Source organism: Mesorhizobium qingshengii, assembly GCF_900103325.1.
In the GTDB taxonomy this organism is placed as follows: Bacteria; Pseudomonadota; Alphaproteobacteria; order Rhizobiales; family Rhizobiaceae; genus Mesorhizobium; species Mesorhizobium qingshengii.
In genome coordinates this window covers 29,316-45,675 of the sequence record NZ_FMXM01000018.1, presented here as the reverse complement: position 1 = coordinate 45,675, position 16,360 = coordinate 29,316, and the positions used below count along the sequence as shown (strand labels likewise).

Sequence of the window (16,360 nt, the reverse complement as noted above, 5' to 3'; positions counted from 1 at the left end):
GACCGGAGAAGACAATGGCCGACATCCGTTTCCACAAGAATGACCTGCCCGACCTTTCGCACTACGATGTCGGGGCGGTGGCCATCGACACCGAGACGCTCGGGCTGAACCCGCACCGCGACCGGCTGTGCGTGGTGCAGATCTCGCCGGGCGACGGCACAGCCGACGTCATCCAGATCGCGCCCGGCCAGAAGAAGGCGCCGAACCTGGTCAGCCTGCTGAGAAACCGCGGCATAACCAAGCTTTTCCATTTCGGCCGGTTCGACCTCGCGGTGCTCTACAACGCGTTCGGGGTGATGCCCCAGCCGGTGTTCTGCACCAAGATCGCCTCGCGGCTGACCCGCACCTACACCGACCGCCACGGGTTGAAGGACATCTGCTTCGAACTTCTCGGCGTCGGCCTCTCCAAGGCGCAGCAATCGTCGGACTGGGCGGCCGAAACACTGTCGCCCGAACAGCTCGAATACGCGGCGTCCGATGTGCTCTATCTGCACCGGCTGCGCGATGTGCTGGCCGGGCGGCTGGCGCGAGAGGGGCGGACAAAGGAGGCCGATGCCTGCTTCCGCTTCCTGCCGACGCGTGCCAAACTCGATCTGATGGGCTGGGACGAAGAGGATATCTTCGCCCACAGCTGACGGCCCTGGCGGCCTTCCGCGGCCGACGGACGGTTTGGAACCAGATGCGAGCCGCCGCGTTCTGTCGGCTCAAAAGGGGATGACATGGCGGACAGAAAACCGATAGCGACCGCGCCGACCGACGGCTCCAAGGTCACCGTCACCTGGAAGGATGGCGACGGCGTCATCAACGAATCCATCGCGCAATACCGCGACGGCGGCTGGTGGGTCTACACCGACAGCCACACGCAGAAGAAGGTCGAGCCGACCAGCTGGCGCCCTGCCGCAAGCGCCGATGATGATCAATGAGCGCACCGCTGGCGAGGCGGACTGCTTTCGAATAGCCTGAGACCGTTGATATCGAGGCCGATTCGGAGCTTTCCGCTCTGCCGTCGCCCTCTAGCTCGGAGGAAATCGTTATGGCTGTCGAAAGCCTTCTCGTGTTCATCATCATCGGTGCCATCGCCGGCTGGCTCGCCGGTCTCATCGTCTCGGGTTTCGGCTTCGGCCTGATCGGTAACATCATTGTCGGCATTGTCGGAGCGTTCATCGCCGGCTGGCTTTTCCCGCGGATCGGCTTCTCCATCGGCGGCGGCATTCTCGCCTCCATCATCCACGCAACGATCGGCGCCATCATCCTGCTGGTGCTGGTCAAGGTCCTGAAACGAGCGTGAGGCTCGACAAAGAAAAGAGCGCGCCGTGAAGCAGAACACACTCTATCTCGTCATTGGCGCGCTCATTGTCGCGGTCATCGCGCTTGGCATCTATGTCTATCGCGAGGAAAGCAAGCCCAAGGGGGTTGAGCTGAAGATCGACGACAAAGGCATTTCCATCCAGCAGAACTGACGGCATGGCCGGCGCCGCTATGGCGCCGAGGGTCTCGACAGGGGTTCTCACCTGATCACTCCAGACGTCCCCGTGCCTGTGGAAAAACACGGATTTCGGCCCGAGATTCAAGGGCTGCGCGGCGTTGCCGTCGCTCTCGTGGTGATTTTCCACCTCTGGCCCGCGGCTCTTCCCGGCGGCTATGTAGGGGTCGACGTTTTCTTCGTCATCTCGGGCTTCCTCATCACCGGCCTGCTTGCCCGCATGGCGATCGCCGATGGCCATGCCTGGCTGATCGCATTCTATTCACGGCGGGTGCGGCGACTGCTGCCGGCGGCGCTGCTGGCCCTTCTCGCGACGCTGGCGGGAACGCTGGTCTTCCTGTCCAGGGCGCGATGGGAAGAAACGGCAATCCAGGTCGCGGCCAGCGCGCTCTATGTGCAGAACTGGCGGCTTGCGTGGCAGGCGGTCGATTATCTCGGCGCGGAGGAAGCGGCGAGCCCGGTGCAGCACTACTGGTCGCTTTCGATCGAGGAGCAGTTCTACATCGTCTGGCCGTTGCTGATGGCGGCAACCATCTGGCTGGCTCGGCGCCTGCGACTGTCCACGAAAGGCGCTTGGCTCGCGGCGCTCTTCCTCGTTTTCATTGGATCACTGCTCGCCTCGGTGCTGATCACCCGGACCGATCCGGCCGAAGCATATTTCGTTACCCACACCCGCCTCTGGGAACTGGCGCTCGGCGGGCTCTTGGCGCTGACGGTCGATCGTTTCACGGCAGCGTTGCCACTGCGCGCGGCGATGATGATGATTGGCATTGGCGCCATCGTGGCTTCAGCGCTTTTCTTTTCCGCTTCGACGCCATTTCCGGGCGCATACGCGTTGCTGCCGACGCTCGGGACGGTGCTGGCCATTGCGGCCGGCGATATCCAGGTCGGCCGGTTTCGTGGACTCGACGTCGCCTTGCTTCGCTATATCGGTGACCGCTCCTATTCGATCTATCTGTTGCACTGGCCGTTGATCGTTTTCTATTCGGCACACCACCCTGAAGTCGGTCTCTTTGCAGGCCTCGGGCTGGTCGCGCTGACGCTTGCGATCTCGCACCTGTCCTACCGATACGTCGAACAGCGATACCGCCGGCCTCGGTCCGGCGTGGAATGGCGCCCGCTGATCTACGGTTCGGCCGCCATTGCCGTCTGCGTGATGGTGTCCGGCGGCCTCGGCTACGCGCTCGACCGTCAAGGCGTCGATATCAGCCTGATCGGAACCCGCAACTACCCGGGGCCGGCCGCGCTGCTTGCCAACGCCGTCGTTCCGCCCGGCGTGGAACTGCTGCCGCCACTCGGCAAACTCAGCAGTGACGTGCCGATCGTCTACCGCTGGAAATGTCATCAGCAGCAGGACAGCACGCAGGCCGTCGGCTGCCAGCTCGGCGACCCGAATGGCGCCAGGACCGTGGTCGTCATTGGCGATTCGCATGCCGCGCAATGGATCCCGGCCATCGACAAGATTGCCCGCGACCGCAAATGGAAACTGGTCACCTTCACCAAGGCGGCTTGCCCTTTCACCCGTGTGATGGTGACGGACGACGGCAAGCCGTATGAAGCCTGCGCGAAGTGGCGCGACAATGTGCTGGCCGAGATCGGCAAGCTGCGGCCGGACCTGATGTTCACCAGCCAGTCCAACTATTCCAGCACCCCGGAGCCGGCGATGGTTGAAGGTCTGTGCGCCATCTGGAGCGAGTTGAATGCGGTGGGCGTGCACATCGTCGCCATCAGGAACACGCCGTTCGTCAAGTTCGACCCCGGCGACTGTCTGGCCGCCAATCCCGACAAATGCGTCACCGCCCGAAAGGAAGTGGAAGCAAACGACGTCTTTGCCCTGGCCTCAGCGACATTGCCGGGGGTTCGCGTCATCGACATGGACGATGCCCTCTGCACCAAGGACAGCTGCTCGGCCGTCGTCGGCAACATCATTGTCTGGCGCGACCACCACCATATGACGGCAACCTACGCACTGGCGCTGGCGCCATATCTGGCAAAGGCAGCGGGTCTCTAGCGTGCGCGTGAAGATACCCCCGATCGACGTCAAGGCCAGCGAAGCGGTGCGAGCGGCGCTTTCAGCGATCGGACGGACCGAGGACCTGCGCTTTTCGCCGGACAACCGGCTGTTGGCGATTGCAGCGTTTGCGCGCAAACGCTGCCTGATCCTGCGTATCGATGTCGAGATGGGATCGAGTGGTCCGGGAGTCACGATCCATGATTTCATGGAGCTGAGGTCGGACAGCATCGGGGAGGTTCATGGCCTCGATTTCATCGATGACCGGACCCTGGTGGTTGCCAATCGCGACGGGCAGCTTGCGATATTTACACTGCCCGTGGAAAGCATGGCAGGGCAGGCCCAGGAGATCACTGCCCTTCGCCGGATCAGCGGCAGGCCTTTTTGCAAACTCAACACACCCGGCTCGGTCGTCGTCCGGCACGGGCCGGGCGGCAGCGTCAGCCTGCTGGTCTGCAACAACTACACGCATGTGGTCACCCGCCACGTGGCTATCCGCTGGCTGGGTTACCGAACGAGCAGGAACCGGCCTTTGCTCGGGAATGGTCTGGACATTCCCGACGGCATCGCGATTAGCCATGATGGCCAATGGATCGCCGTCAGCAGCCACGGCACCAGGGATGTGAAGCTCTACCGGATGTCCCCATCGCTTGGGCCTGACACCGAACCGGCAGGCGTCCTGCAGGACGCCGGCTATCCGCATGGCGTGCGCTTTACCGATGACGATCGGCACATCCTCGTCGCCGACGCTGGCAGCCAGCTGGTGCATGTCTATGCCGGCGACGGTGACTGGAGAGGCCATCGCGCGCCGGCGCGCTCGGTTGCAGTGCTCGATGAGGAAACCTTCCTGCGCGGCAGGGCCAGTCCCGAGGAAGGCGGGCCGAAAGGCCTCGATATCGACCGGTCGAACAGCGTCCTGGCGGTGACCTGCGAAGAGCAGACGCTGGCTTTCTTCGCGCTGGCGTCGGTGCTCGGTGCATTTGAAAATTGCCGGCAAGGCAAGGCCATTGCATCGGCGTAGCGACGCAAGAGAGACTGAAGCTGGCATGGAATTAGAATGACGGATCGACGCTTTGGCGCTATGATGTGCACATAGGGCGTTTGGGGCCAACCAACCTGACCATTAGGAGGTTGCCATGAAGCACCAAACACTGGACCAACTGCATGCAGTGGCCGAGATCAACACTAAACAGCCGGTAATGAGCCGAACCCAGCGTCTCGTACGTTGGGCCGAACTCCTTGAACGTGAGCCCAGCCGGCTCCTGACCGCGCTTGCCGGGACGGAATACCGTTCGCCGCCCGAGCGCGATGTCATGCGAGGCGATGGTTCGCCGATAGCGGTTGCCTTAACGGACCCCATTTTGCATGACGAGGGTCTGAAAGACGACAGTTATGGCGAAGCCAAGCGCTTCTTCGAACTGACTGACCACCAACTGCACGAGATCGTCTGCTACTGCCATGTCGGCGAGGTGATGCAATCGTCCAGGGCAGCGCTTTCCGTTCGTGCGGCGATTGGCTGACGCATGTCCATCAGGTGATCACCTGGTGCCGAGATGAATTAGGGCGCGGTCGAACGTGGAGCTGCAACCCATTTGCGATCGCGCTCTAACGAGGAACAAGTTTGCGACTGCCTGCCAAAGGTCTGTCCAGCGGCTGGCAGTGGGTCCGGGCTTGGCGCCCGGACAAGAATGCTACGGTTTCTGATCGTTCCGTCGCGGAGGGTGCGACCGCTTGCTGGCGCCAAAAAATCGGGGCCACGAACAGAGCGGTAACGGGTGGCCTGCGAAGCATTTGATTATCAATCGCTTTGAATTTTTCCGACTTAACCCGCCCTTAAATCGCCGCATCTACTCTTCAACCCGACGCCATAGTCACCGGGACAGACAGCACAGCGCATGGCGAACCGCAGGGACAGCCGCATAGAACCCAGTTTCGAGGGACCGCCGCGAACGGGATCCTCGACAGGTCTTTCGGTGAGCGAGGAGGATCGCGTCGTGCCAAGCAACCGCAAAGCCCCCGCAAAACGCAAGCCGGCCAAAGGGAAATCGTCGCGCGGCGGGCGCGGCAGGAGCCGGCGCGGCCTGTTTGGCGTGCTCGGGCGACTGTTCTACTGGTGCTTCGTGCTCGCCATCTGGGGCGGCATCGCGGTAGCCGGCATCGTCGTCTATTACGGCGCCAAGATGCCGGCGGCGACGACCTGGTCGATCCCCGACCGCGCGCCCAACATCAAGATCGTCTCGGTCGATGGCCAGTTGCTGGCCAATCGCGGCATGAGCGGCGGCGAGGCCGTCGGCCTGCACGAAATGTCGCCCTATATCCCCGAGGCTGTCATCGCCATCGAGGACCGCCGCTTCTACTCGCATTTCGGCATCGACCCGATCGGCCTGTCGCGCGCGATGGTAACCAACCTGGTTGGCGGGCATTTCTCGCAAGGCGGTTCGACGCTGACGCAGCAATTGGCCAAGAACCTGTTCCTGACGCCCGACCGCACGCTGGAGCGCAAGGTCCAGGAGGTGCTTTTGGCGCTGTGGCTGGAGCACAAGCACACCAAGGACCAGATCCTCGAAATGTACCTCAACCGGGTCTATTTCGGTTCCGGCGCCTATGGCGTCGAAGCGGCTTCGCGCCGCTATTTTGGCAAGAGCGCGCGCGACGTCACCCTGTCGGAAGCCGCATTGCTTGCCGGCCTGTTGAAGGCACCGTCGCGGCTGTCGCCGGCGCGCGATCCGAAGGCTGCCGAGGAGCGCTCACAGCTGGTGCTTGCCGCCATGCGCGACGAGGGCAAGATCAGCGACAAGGAGCTGAAGACCGCGCTCAGCGCGCCGGCGACGCGCTCGCCGTCTTACTGGACCGGCTCGGAAAACTATGTCGCCGACACCATCATGGAAGAACTGCCCGACCTGATCGGCGACGTGCGCGGCGACATCGTTGTCGACAGCACCGTCGACCTGACGCTGCAGAAGCTGGCCGAACAGTCGATCCGCAGGCTGATTGACGAAAGCGGCAAGAAGCTCAACGTCACCCAGGGCGCCCTGGTGTCGATCGATGATTCCGGCGCGGTGCGCGCCATGGTCGGCGGCTATGACTATTCGACCAGCCAGTTCGACCGTGCCTCGGAAGCGCGACGCCAGCCGGGTTCGGCGTTCAAGCCGTTCGTCTACATGGCCGCCCTCGAGGCCGGCCGCACGCCGGACAGCGTGCGCAACGACGCGCCGATCAAGATCGGCAACTGGACGCCCGACAATTACGGCGGCAAGTATTTCGGCAAGGTGACGCTGGCCACCGCGCTGGCCAAATCGCTGAACTCGGTCGCTGCCCAGTTGACCATGGAGGTCGGGCCGAACGCGGTGGTCGAGGCGGCGCACCGCATGGGCATCCAGTCCGACCTGCTGGCCAACACCTCGATCGCGCTCGGTACTTCGGAGGTGACGCCGCTGGAACTGACCTCGGCCTATGTGCCGTTCGCCAATGGCGGCTACAAGCCGGACATCCATTTCATCCGCCGCGTGACCACCACCGGGGGCAAGGTGCTCTACGACAGCGGTGGCGGCAGCGCGCCGCGTGTCGTCAAGCCCGAGATCGTCGGCATGATGAACTCGATGATGACGGGCACGGTCGAGACCGGTACGGCGAAGAAGGCGGCTTTCGCCTGGCCGTCGGCCGGCAAGACCGGCACCAGCCAGAATTCGCGCGACGCCTGGTTTGTCGGTTATACCGCAAATCTCACCACCGGCGTCTGGTTCGGCAACGACGACGGCACGCCGATGAAGAAAGTCACCGGCGGCGCGCTGCCGGCGCAGGCCTGGCACGAGTTCATGGTTGCCGCGCATGAGGGCGTGCCGGTGCGGCCGCTGCCCGGCACCTGGAAATCGACGCCGGCCGACACCATCGTGCCAGACGAGATACCGTCGGCAGACAACTCGCAGCCGGCACCGGTGCCGGCTGCGTCCGTCGGGCAGCAGGCGCCCGCGGTTTCCGCGGCGCGGCCACCCGCGCCAGTTCGCGTGGCGCGCCCGGCCCAGACCGTCGATGCCGAGGGCCTCGGCATGCCGGAGGACGGCGGCGCCACCGCGTCGATCAAGCACCCGGTGCCACCGGGCAGCGTCGGTGGTCCGCTCAAGAAGCGGCAGACTTCGATTCTGGATATCCTCGGCGGCGGTTGATCCGCCTCTCGCCAGCGCGGCGTCGTTCGGCTACACCTCCGCCCGGAGACCGCGACATGGCTGAACTCGACACCAGAAAGACCATCGTGCTGACCGGCGCCAGCCGGGGCATTGGCCATGCCACCGTCAAGCGCTTTTCGCGTGAGGGCTGGCGCGTCATCACCTGTTCGCGCCAGGCCTTTGCCGAGGACTGCCCGTGGCCGGCCGGCCCCGAGGACCACATCAAGGTCGATCTCGCCGACCAGGAAGATGTCGGTATCGCCGTCTCGGAAATCCGCCATCGGCTCGAGGCGCATGGCGGCCAGCTGCACGCGCTGGTCAACAATGCCGGCATCTCGCCGAAGCTCAAGGACGGCAACAGCCGCATGGACTCGATCAACACGCCGATGCATGTCTGGCGCGATGTCTTCCAGGTCAATTTCTTCGCGCCGATCATGCTGGCGCGCGGGCTGTTCAAGGAATTGGCGGCAGCCAAGGGTTCGATCGTCAATGTCACCTCGATCGCCGGCACCCGCGTGCATCCCTTCGCCGGCACCGCCTATGCCACATCGAAGGCCGCACTTGGCTCGCTGACACGCGAAATGGCGCATGATTTTGGTCCGCATGGCATTCGCGTCAACGCCATCGCGCCGGGCGAGATCGACACCGCGATCCTGTCGCCAGGCACGGACAAGATCGTCGAGACGATTCCGCTGCGGCGACTCGGCACTACGGCCGAGGTCGCCGACATCATCTTCTTCCTGTGCTCGCAGCAGGCGTCCTACGTGACGGGCTCGGAAATCCACATCAATGGCGGCCAGCACGTTTAGGCGTTCTTTGTTTTGACGCAATTCCCAAGGGAAAGCGTTATGCGCTTTTCCCGGGAAAACCGTTTCACATTTTTCCTTGAATTGCTGTCAGATCGTCTTGGCGCGTCCCGCGAGGCTTCCCAGGACCGCCATCAGCAAGGTGTCGATGGCGCAGGCGCCCAGAGCCAAGCTCCAATTCCCGGTCGCGTCATGGGCAAGACCGGCTAGCGGCGGGCCCGCGGCCGCCAGCGAATAGCCAAGGCATTGCGCCATTCCCGACAGCGCGGCTGCCTCCTGGCTGTGCGAGACCCTCAGGCTGACGAACGAGAGGCCAAGCACGAAGGCGGCACCCGCGCCAAAGCCAAACAGCGCTACCCAAAGTGCCGCAAGGGCCGGAATCTGCCACAGGCCCAGCAGTGAAAGGCAGGTGATCAGCGCCACGCCAATGGCCATGGCTCGCTGGTCCTTCATACGCTTGACGGCGGTGCCGAGCAGCAGACCGGGGATCGCGATTGCCAGTTGACACAGCCCATGCAGCGAACCCGCGGTCGCCGCCGGATAACCTGCCTCCGCCAGGATCGAGGGCAACCATCCGACGATCACGTAGAAGACCAGCGAGGTGAGGCCAAGAAAGCCCGTCACCTGCCAGGCAAGGGCCGAGCGCCAGAGGTGTCCACGGTCATCCGTGGACGATACCGCTCGCTCCGGGGCGGCCGGCATCTGAAGCTGAGGAGCCCAGGCGATCAGGGCCGCGAATGGAAAGATCAGTGTGCAGGCAAGCGACAGGTGCCAACTTGATCCCGGCAATTGAGCAAGCGGGATCGCCGCTGTCGATGCCAATGCTTGCGAAAGTCCGGACACGATAGCATAGCCGCCGGTCAGGCCGGCTACCCGGTTGGGAAAATCGCGTTTCAGCAGGCCCGGTAACAGGACATTAGCAACGGCGATCCCGGCCCCAAGCGTACCGGTGCCGACGAACAGCGCCCAGAGAGGGCCGGTCGAGCGCAGGGCAGTACCGGTCGCAACAACAGGCAGCGCGCCGAACAAGGACCTTTCGATGCCGTATCGGCGCGCCAGTCCGGCCGCGAAGGGTGAGATCGCCGCGAACGCCAGCAAGGGAAGGGTTGTGAGCCCCCCTGCTTCGGCGGCGCTGATGCCGGTGGTTTCGCGGATCATGCCGAGCATCGGCGCCACGCTGGTGATGGGCGCGCGAAGCGTCGAAGCGATCAGCATGATGCCTACCAGGAGAAGTCCCTGGCCGCCGGTTGTCCTGACAATTTCTCTTGCTGTCATGGGAGCTCTCCTGAAAATGATCGCTAAATATCGTCAGCCGTATCCAGCTCGCGCTGGAGCGCGGCGTCATTGACCGAAACGGTCAGCTCATTCGGTTACGGTGAGAACGGCCTTGCCGCTGAAGCTGCGCTCTCGCAGTGCGTCCAGGGCCTGGGCGATGTCTGTCCACGGCAGGGTCAAGGCCACGCGGGTTTCCAGCCGGCCAGCGGCGACCAGAGCGAGCAGCGAGGCGATGTCCGCGCCAATGCCAAGACCGGACGTGTAGTACGCAAAAGTCTGAAGCCTCGCGCCCTCGTGACCCGGAACGAACTGGCGGAACCCGATGGGCGTGAGTTCGCCGCTGCTCGAACCGAACATGACTATGGTCCCGCCCGGTGCGACGCGTTCGATCGCGTGGGCGAGGCTTTGGCCACCGACCGACTCGGTGATCAGCGAGAACGGCCCCTCGGCCAGCTCGATCGACTCGACAACCTGCTCGGCGCCAAGGCCGCGGAGGTCCTCGGCGTGCCGGGCGGCGGCGATCGCGGTCACCGAGGCGCCCTGCTCGCGGGCGATCTGGACCTGGAAACGACCGACCGCGCCGCTTGCACCGGTGATCAGGACCCGCTGGCCGGCGAGGTCGCCGCCAAGGCGCAGGGTCCGTAGCGCCGTCGTGCCCGCGACCGGAAGCGTGGCTGCGGAAACGAAGCTGACGTTGTCAGGCAGGACGGCGAGGCGGTCAGTTGGAACGGCGACACGTTCGGCCCAGCCGGCTTGGTCGACCAATGCAGCAACCCGAGCGCCAACGGCCGGCCCGGAGCCATCCGCTGCCGCGTGTTCGACAACCCCAACGATGTCCTGGCCTGGTACCCAGCCGTTCGGACGTATGGCGAGCAGGCGCAGTTCACCGCGGTTCAATGAGGTCGCGCGGACCGAGATTAGCGCTTCGCTATAGGCCGGCTGAGGCTCGGCGAGCTCCGCGAGCCTCAGCCCGGCAGCGCTTTCGGGAGAGATGACTAAGGCGAGCATGGTTCGGCCTCTCATTGGAAGCCCAAGCCTATCGACTTTCCCGTTCGGTTAATTTAGCTATTATGGCATTTGGTCGCTAAAAACCGTCTATCATGAGACAACCTCTCCGCTATCCTTGGCTCAATTTCGATGTGGATGAGCTTTCCGCGCCGGCGATTGCGGTGCGCGTTGATGTCCCCGAAACCAGGGCGGAGGTGCCCGACCATTGGCATCGCAAGGGGCAACTCGTCTTCGCGCTGGGCGGCGGGGTCACCTGTCGCGTTCCCAGTGGCTTGTGGATGGTGCCGCCGCATTGCGGGGTGTGGATTCCCGGCGGCATGGAGCACAGCAACATCGCGACCGCCAATGCCCGGATTTTCTTCGTCTACATTGAGCCGGGAGCCGCCGATCTGCCGGACCGGTGCTGCACGCTTTCGATCTCGCCGCTGCTGCGCGAACTGATCATCGAGCTGGCCGATCGCGTGGAGGATGATGAGGCGAGGGGCGAACTCTTGACCAGGATGCTGCTCACCGAACTGCCGCGCATGCCCGTCCAGCGGCTCCATCTGCCGATATCGTCCGAGCCGCGCCTGAAGCGGATCGCCGAAGCGTTGGCGCAAGATCCTGCCGACCGCAGCACGCTGGCGGAGTGGGCCAATCGCGTTGCGCTCAGCGAGAGCAGTCTCGCCCGTCTCGTCGTGAAGGAGACTGGCTTAAGCTTCGGCCGTTGGCGCCAGCAATTGCACTTGATCGTCGCAATACGGGAGCTGGCCTCCGGCGCGAGCGTGCAACAAGTTTCGGGCGATCTCGGCTATGACTCCGTCACGGCATTCATCACCATGTTCAAGAAGGCGCTTGGGAAGCCCCCGGCAAAATATCTCAGCAGTGTCGCGCAAAATGGCGGCTCTGCATTCGTCGCGTGATTGCTCTCGCTTGCGCACCGCCGAGGCGATCACATTGCCAGCACGTGTGGGCGAGCCGAGATTGGTTTAGGCCGCTGAGGGCTCGCCAGCCTCCGGCCGCAGCATCGGCTTTTGCCCGAACACCTCTTCGACAATGCCCCGCGCGATCTCGCGCTCGCCCATGATGACGGTGTCGGCGCCGAGGCCCTTGAGATGCTCGACCTCGGCGTCGGAATGGGCGCGGGCAATGACGTTGATGCCGGGATTGGCGGCGCGCGCCCGCATCACGATCTGTCCGGCCTCGAAGGCATTGGGAATGGCGAGGATCAGGCGCTTGGCGCCTTCAGGATTGGCGGCGGCGAACACTTCGGCGTTGGCCGCGTTGCCGGAGACGGTCTCGATGCCGTCGGCCTTCAGCCTGGCCAGTGTCTTGTCGGCGTCCTCGATGACGAGAAAGGGCAGGGTTGCCTCTTTAAGCGATGCACCGACGAGGCTGCCGACACGACCATAGCCGATCAGGATGGCGTGGTTGGTGAGGCTTGTCCTCGGCGGCGGCCCGTCTTCCCCGTTCGTTGTTGCCACGACCGAGGCAACTTGGCCCGGCTCCGTCGCCGGACCGACCGGCTTTGCCTCGACCGGCGGCGCCGTCCTGGCGGCGCGGGTTTCAAGCCACGGCTTCATCCAGTCGATGGCCAGGAACATCAGCGGGTTGAGGACGATCGACAGGATGGCGCCAGCCAGGATGAGGTCGCGGCCCTGTTCGGGGAGAAGCTTCAGCCCGACGCCGAGTTCGGCCAGGATGAAAGAGAATTCGCCGATCTGGGCAAGGCTCGCCGAAATCATCAGCGCGGTGGCCAGCGGATGGCCGAAGGCAATGACGATGACGAACGCCGCCAACGACTTGCCGATGACGATGATGGCGAGCGTCGCCAGGATCGGCCAGCCATTGCTGATGAGGCTGAACGGATCGAACAGCATGCCGACCGAGACGAAGAACAGCACCGAGAAGGCATCGCGCAGCGGTAGCGATTCTTCCGCCGCGCGATGGCTGAGCTCGGACTCGCTCATGATCATGCCGGCGAAGAAGGCGCCCAGCGCCAGCGAGACCCCGAACAGTTTTGCCGCGCCGAAGGCGACGCCGAGCGCGATGGCGAGCACGGCCAGCCGGAACAGTTCGCGCGAGCCGGTATGGGCGACATAATGCAGGATCCAGGGAATGACCCGGCGCCCGACGACCAGCATGACGACGACGAAAGCGGCGACCTTGGCCAGCGTGATGCCGACGACGCCCCAGATGCCGTAGCTGGCCGGCAGCGACAGCAAGCCGCTGGCGTGGGCGTCAGTCTGTTCCTGGCCGCCGAGCACGCCGGCAAGTGCCGGCAGCAGTACCAGCGCCAGCACCATGGCCAGGTCCTCGACGATCAGCCAGCCGACCGCGATGCGACCGCGTTCGCTTTCGATCAGGCGGCGTTCCTGCAAGGCGCGCAGCAGCACCACGGTCGAGGCGACCGAGAGCGCCAGGCCAAAGACCAGCCCGGCTCCCATCGACCAGCCGAGCATCCAGGCAAGCCCGGCGCCGAGCGCGGTGGCAAAGCCGATCTGGACGATGGCGCCGGGCACGGCGATGGCGCGCACCGACAGCAGATCCTTCAGCGAGAAATGCAGGCCGACGCCGAACATCAGGAGGATGACGCCGATTTCGGCCAACTCGTTGGCAAGCCCGGCATCGGCGACGAAGCCCGGCGTGTTCGGCCCGACCAGCACGCCGGCTACGAGATAGCCGACCAGCGGCGGAATGCGGAAGCGGTTGGCGAGAGCGCCGAAGACGAAAGCCAGCCCCAGACCGGCGACGATAGTGGCGATAAGGGGCGTGTCATGCGGCATTGTCTATGGAGCGCCTTTCAAATCTGAGATGTCGGATGTGCGCCGCCCAAAGCCGCCGCCTGTTCAATATGGTGGACGGGATGACGGCGATGCAACCCGCGAGGGCATGAAATCGACGGTGAACCCGCAAATACTCGACCGGCGGCCGAACAAGACGCCGATCGGTTTTGAGTTCCCGCGATGGTCAACGATCAGGCTGCCTGCAACAGGGCCTCGATTTCGAATAGGGCGTGGTTGGTGAGCGTCTTGGGAATTTCGGCGGTCACTTTATCCTCGACTTCCTTATGAAGCTTCTTGCGCATGGTCCCCAGCACCATCGGCGGTGCGACAAGCACGATCTCGCTGAACTCGCCACTATGCGCGAGCTTGTAGAGCCTGGCGGCGATCTCATCGGCGAAACGCTCCTTGCCGATCCGATGCCAGTCCGTATCCTCGACCGCGCTGCGGTGCACCGAGGGACCATCATTGTATCGGCCCGGGCTGTCACTGCCTTGCTCGCGGGTGGGTGGGTTGTCCTGCTCCATTTCCTGCACGACCTCGAGATTCGGATATTTGTTGTCGCCGGCATTCCTGAGGAAAAGCGCCTTCTCGCCATCTGCCACCATGACCCAGATGCCGTGCTTCAGGTTGATTGTGTTCATGATGACAGGTTCCTTTCTCCGCTGCCGGGAAGCCTTGCCACGCTCCAGACAGGTTTCGATTTCGGGTGATGGACGTTCTGGCAACGCGTTTCGAACCGGTAATGTTCCCACCGCGAAGGCCCAGCCGAACGCCGTCCGTCCGACGCCGGAGGCGAGGCCCGTCGGCCGGCGACTTTAATCTACAGAATTGGTAGAAATTAGAAAAAACTGTTTTGCGCGATAGGGCGCTGACGGCTAAAAAGAGCTTAAATCAAGGCCTGCTCTAGCGACTTGATTCCGCCCTGTGCGCGGATGTGGAATATTTTTCTCCTGCCTTTCGCAGTTGCGAAAAAGCGATTGCCTGCCATCACCGGATGCGCGAGTGCTTTGCTTCTGGTTTTTCGCGCCCAGGCGTAAAACTGCCAAACTGTTCCCGGATTGCTTTCGTCATGCCGCAGGCCAATGCCAAGCTCAATGCCTTTCCCGTCTTCATGCGGGTCGAGGGCAAAGCCGTGGCCATTGTCGGCGGCGGCGAAGAAGCGCTGGCCAAGGCGCGGCTGATAGGACAGTCGAGCGCGGTCTTGCGCATTATCGCCGAAAACGCCGAGCCGGACCTTTTGACCTTCATCGCCCAGAACAATCTGACGCGCGTCGCCGTATCCTATGACGCCAGCCATCTCGAAGGCGTGGTCCTGGTGTTTGCGGCCAGCGGCGACGAGGCGCTTGACCGCCGCGTTGCAGCGGATGCGCACCGGCTGGGCATTCCGGTCAATGCCGTCGACCGGCCGGAGCTCTGCGATTTCTTCACCCCGGCGCTGGTCAACCGTGCACCGGTCGCGATTGCCATCGGCACGGAAGGCGCCGGCCCGGTGCTTGCCCAGATGCTGCGCGCTCGCATCGACCAGATGCTGTCGCCGTCGCTTGGATCGCTGGCAGTGCTGGCCGCTTCGTTTCGTAGTGCCGCCGAGAAGCTGCTGCCGAAGGGCAATGTCCGCCGTCGCTTCTGGAGCGGCTTCTTCCAGGGCGCTCCGGCGCGGGCTGTCGAAGCCGGCGAGCTGTCGCAGGCGCATGACGCCGCCACCGACCTGTTGCTGTCGAATGCGCCCGCCTCGGGCCACATCGCTCTGGTCGGCGCCGGCCCCGGCGCCGAGGATCTTCTGACGCTGCGCGCGCACCGCCTGCTGACGGAGGCCGATGTCATCGTTCATGACGCGCTGGTGCCGGAGGCGATCGTCGCCATGGGCCGCCGCGATGCCGAGCGCCTGCCGGTGGGCAAACGCAAGGGCTGCCACACCAAGAGCCAGGCCGAAATCAATGCGCTGCTGGTCGAACTCGGCCGCGAAGGCAAGCGCGTCGTGCGGCTGAAGTCGGGCGACCCGCTGGTGTTCGGCCGGGCCGGCGAGGAGATGGCGGCCCTTCGGGACGCCGGCATCGCCTATGAGGTGGTTCCAGGTGTCACCGCGGCCTTCGCCGCCGCCGCCGATTTCGAACTGCCGCTGACCTTGCGCGGCGTGTCGTCGTCGATGGTGTTCACCACTGGCCACGACCTCAAGGGCAATTCGTTGCCCGACTGGGCCAAGCTCGCGATTTCCGGCGCCACCGTCGCCGTCTATATGGGCCGTTCGGTGGCAGCCGAGGTTGCCGGCCGGTTGATCGAAGCGGGCCTGTCGCCGGATACGGCTGTGGCCGTGGTCGAGAATGCCAGCCTTGCCAATCGTCGCCGTTTCCACGGCACGCTTGCCGACCTGCCGTCGCTCGAAGCGCGTGCCGATCTGACCGGCCCGGTCATGACCATCATTGGCGACGCGGTCGCCGGCGCCAACTTTGAACGTTCCGAGCCGCTCGGGGCACACAGGCATGAAAGCGCGGCAACTGCCGCTGCCGTAGGAGTTGAACAATGAAGATACTGACCGCCAACCGCCTGACCGACGGCATTGCAGTCTGGTATGCCGATGGCGGCTGGGCCGAGACGGTGGACCATGCCGACCTTGCCCATGACAAGGCAGCCGAGGACCGCCTGGAGGCGATCGGCGCCAAGGCCTATGCCGACAATGAAGTGGTCGACGTCAATCTGATCGACGCGGATGTCGTCAACGGCGCTGTCGAGCCGGTGCGGCTGCGCGAGAAGATCCGCGCCGCCGGCCCCACCATCCGCAACGACCTCGGCAAGCAGGCTGCCCACGCGGCGTAAGTCAAGCCATTAGTGAACACTGGCGGACGCGCCCGGAA

The 16,360-nt window shown here is 64.1% G+C and carries 16 protein-coding genes; 12 read left to right on the top strand and 4 right to left on the bottom strand.

Annotated features, from left to right (window positions below):
- Window positions 1-14: 14 nt before the first annotated feature.
- The 9 genes from BLS48_RS24540 (at window position 15) to BLS48_RS24500 (ending at window position 8,466) form a co-directional block, all read left to right on the top strand.
- Window positions 15-635, top strand: a complete 621-nt coding sequence (locus BLS48_RS24540) for a ribonuclease D (protein ID WP_091583329.1) — start codon at window positions 15-17, stop codon at window positions 633-635.
- 84 nt (window positions 636-719) lie between these two features.
- Window positions 720-923, top strand: coding sequence for a hypothetical protein (locus BLS48_RS24535; RefSeq protein ID WP_091583328.1), 204 nt, complete (start codon window positions 720-722; stop codon window positions 921-923).
- 110 nt (window positions 924-1,033) lie between these two features.
- Complete coding sequence (locus BLS48_RS24530) at window positions 1,034-1,288, top strand: GlsB/YeaQ/YmgE family stress response membrane protein (RefSeq protein ID WP_091583325.1); 255 nt, start codon at window positions 1,034-1,036, stop codon at window positions 1,286-1,288.
- Between the two features lie 25 nt (window positions 1,289-1,313).
- Window positions 1,314-1,460, top strand: coding sequence for a hypothetical protein (locus BLS48_RS24525; RefSeq protein ID WP_091583322.1), 147 nt, complete (start codon window positions 1,314-1,316; stop codon window positions 1,458-1,460).
- Window positions 1,461-1,532: 72 nt separating this feature from the next.
- Entirely contained in the window at window positions 1,533-3,494 is a 1,962-nt protein-coding gene (locus BLS48_RS24520) for an acyltransferase family protein (protein WP_167365234.1), read from the top strand.
- Window positions 3,495-3,501: 7 nt separating this feature from the next.
- Entirely contained in the window at window positions 3,502-4,515 is a 1,014-nt protein-coding gene (locus BLS48_RS24515; protein ID WP_244529843.1) for an SMP-30/gluconolactonase/LRE family protein, read from the top strand.
- Between the two features lie 115 nt (window positions 4,516-4,630).
- A complete protein-coding gene (locus BLS48_RS24510) occupies window positions 4,631-5,014 on the top strand; it encodes a hypothetical protein (protein ID WP_091583316.1) in 384 nt (127 codons plus the stop codon).
- Between the two features lie 375 nt (window positions 5,015-5,389).
- On the top strand, window positions 5,390-7,657 hold the full coding sequence (locus BLS48_RS24505) for a transglycosylase domain-containing protein (protein WP_091583313.1): 2,268 nt from the start codon (window positions 5,390-5,392) through the stop codon (window positions 7,655-7,657).
- 56 nt (window positions 7,658-7,713) lie between these two features.
- Entirely contained in the window at window positions 7,714-8,466 is a 753-nt protein-coding gene (locus tag BLS48_RS24500) for an SDR family NAD(P)-dependent oxidoreductase (RefSeq protein WP_091583310.1), read from the top strand.
- 87 nt (window positions 8,467-8,553) lie between these two features.
- On the opposite strand, the gene BLS48_RS24495 is transcribed toward BLS48_RS24500, so the two are convergent.
- Both BLS48_RS24495 and BLS48_RS24490 read right to left on the bottom strand, forming a co-directional pair.
- The gene (locus BLS48_RS24495) at window positions 8,554-9,738 is read right to left on the bottom strand and encodes an MFS transporter (RefSeq protein ID WP_091583307.1); all 1,185 of its coding nucleotides are present in this window, start codon (window positions 9,736-9,738) and stop codon (window positions 8,554-8,556) included.
- 87 nt (window positions 9,739-9,825) lie between these two features.
- The gene (locus BLS48_RS24490) at window positions 9,826-10,746 is read right to left on the bottom strand and encodes a zinc-binding dehydrogenase (RefSeq protein WP_091583304.1); all 921 of its coding nucleotides are present in this window, start codon (window positions 10,744-10,746) and stop codon (window positions 9,826-9,828) included.
- A gap of 92 nt (window positions 10,747-10,838) precedes the next feature.
- On the opposite strand from BLS48_RS24490, the gene BLS48_RS24485 reads away from it, so the two are divergent.
- Window positions 10,839-11,648 carry an AraC family transcriptional regulator gene (locus tag BLS48_RS24485; RefSeq protein WP_091583300.1) on the top strand — a complete coding sequence of 270 codons (810 nt, stop codon included), beginning with the start codon at window positions 10,839-10,841 and terminating at the stop codon, window positions 11,646-11,648.
- A 66-nt stretch (window positions 11,649-11,714) separates the two neighbouring features.
- Here the strand turns inward: BLS48_RS24485 and BLS48_RS24480 are convergent, their stop codons facing one another.
- Together BLS48_RS24480 and BLS48_RS24475 are read right to left on the bottom strand one after the other, a co-directional pair.
- Window positions 11,715-13,511, bottom strand: coding sequence for a cation:proton antiporter domain-containing protein (locus BLS48_RS24480; protein WP_091583297.1), 1,797 nt, complete (start codon window positions 13,509-13,511; stop codon window positions 11,715-11,717).
- Window positions 13,512-13,702: 191 nt separating this feature from the next.
- Window positions 13,703-14,152 (bottom strand): baeRF12 domain-containing protein, encoded by a 450-nt coding sequence (locus BLS48_RS24475; protein WP_091583295.1) that lies wholly within the window; start codon window positions 14,150-14,152, stop codon window positions 13,703-13,705.
- A 428-nt stretch (window positions 14,153-14,580) separates the two neighbouring features.
- Here BLS48_RS24475 and cysG point away from each other — a divergent pair, with 428 nt between their 5' ends.
- Entirely contained in the window at window positions 14,581-16,032 is a 1,452-nt protein-coding gene (gene cysG / locus BLS48_RS24470) for a siroheme synthase CysG (protein WP_091583292.1), read from the top strand.
- On the top strand, window positions 16,029-16,322 hold the full coding sequence (locus BLS48_RS24465; RefSeq protein WP_091583289.1) for a DUF2849 domain-containing protein: 294 nt from the start codon (window positions 16,029-16,031) through the stop codon (window positions 16,320-16,322). Before cysG ends, BLS48_RS24465 begins: the two co-directional genes overlap by 4 nt.
- Window positions 16,323-16,360: the final 38 nt, after the last annotated feature.

Bases quoted from the DNA above. Each gene is read 5' to 3' on its own strand.
- BLS48_RS24540 (WP_091583329.1), top strand. From the start codon at position 15: ATGGCCGACATCCGTTTCCACAAGAATGACCTGCCCGACCTTTCGCAC.
- BLS48_RS24535 (WP_091583328.1), top strand. From the start codon at position 720: ATGGCGGACAGAAAACCGATAGCGACCGCGCCGACCGACGGCTCCAAG.
- BLS48_RS24530 (WP_091583325.1), top strand. From the start codon at position 1,034: ATGGCTGTCGAAAGCCTTCTCGTGTTCATCATCATCGGTGCCATCGCC.
- BLS48_RS24510 (WP_091583316.1), top strand. From the start codon at position 4,631: ATGAAGCACCAAACACTGGACCAACTGCATGCAGTGGCCGAGATCAAC.
- BLS48_RS24505 (WP_091583313.1), top strand. From the start codon at position 5,390: ATGGCGAACCGCAGGGACAGCCGCATAGAACCCAGTTTCGAGGGACCG.
- BLS48_RS24500 (WP_091583310.1), top strand. From the start codon at position 7,714: ATGGCTGAACTCGACACCAGAAAGACCATCGTGCTGACCGGCGCCAGC.
- BLS48_RS24495 (WP_091583307.1), bottom strand. From the start codon at position 9,738: ATGACAGCAAGAGAAATTGTCAGGACAACCGGCGGCCAGGGACTTCTC.
- BLS48_RS24490 (WP_091583304.1), bottom strand. From the start codon at position 10,746: ATGCTCGCCTTAGTCATCTCTCCCGAAAGCGCTGCCGGGCTGAGGCTC.
- BLS48_RS24485 (WP_091583300.1), top strand. From the start codon at position 10,839: ATGAGACAACCTCTCCGCTATCCTTGGCTCAATTTCGATGTGGATGAG.
- BLS48_RS24480 (WP_091583297.1), bottom strand. From the start codon at position 13,511: ATGCCGCATGACACGCCCCTTATCGCCACTATCGTCGCCGGTCTGGGG.
- BLS48_RS24475 (WP_091583295.1), bottom strand. From the start codon at position 14,152: ATGAACACAATCAACCTGAAGCACGGCATCTGGGTCATGGTGGCAGAT.
- cysG (WP_091583292.1), top strand. From the start codon at position 14,581: ATGCCGCAGGCCAATGCCAAGCTCAATGCCTTTCCCGTCTTCATGCGG.
- BLS48_RS24465 (WP_091583289.1), top strand. From the start codon at position 16,029: ATGAAGATACTGACCGCCAACCGCCTGACCGACGGCATTGCAGTCTGG.